The 370-nt window shown below is 38.4% G+C and carries 1 protein-coding gene; it reads right to left on the bottom strand.

Annotation, left to right across the window (positions count from 1 at the left end; translation table 11 throughout):
• The coding region (locus A9G37_RS02195; protein WP_141671012.1) for a DDE-type integrase/transposase/recombinase at window positions 1-370 on the bottom strand (370 nt) is incomplete at both ends.

The following is a 370-nucleotide window of genomic DNA, read 5'->3' on the forward strand; positions in this document are numbered from 1 at the left end:
ATAATCAATGGCTATATCATGTGATTTAGCCCAGTTTATAAAGGTTTTTCCTGTAAATTCTGGCCCATTATCGACCCGTATTTTTAATGGATATCCATGATATTCGGCCAGTTTATCTAAGTAACGGGTAATCCTTCCTGCTGGTAAGCTGACTGCAATATCAATACCTAACGCCTCACGATTAACGTCATCGATGACATTGAATGTCCTAAAGCGACGTTGATTACGGCTACTATCACTCATAAAATCCATTGACCAACATTCACCTTGTTTATTAGGCACAAATAGCTTTTCCGGGCATCGTGGAGGAATGCGTTTTTTTCGTTTTACTCTGAGATTAAGCTTTAATTCACAATACACCCGATAAACA

This window comes from Gilliamella sp. GillExp13 (assembly GCF_001690815.1).
GTDB classification, from domain to species: domain Bacteria; phylum Pseudomonadota; class Gammaproteobacteria; order Enterobacterales; family Orbaceae; genus Gilliamella; species Gilliamella bombi.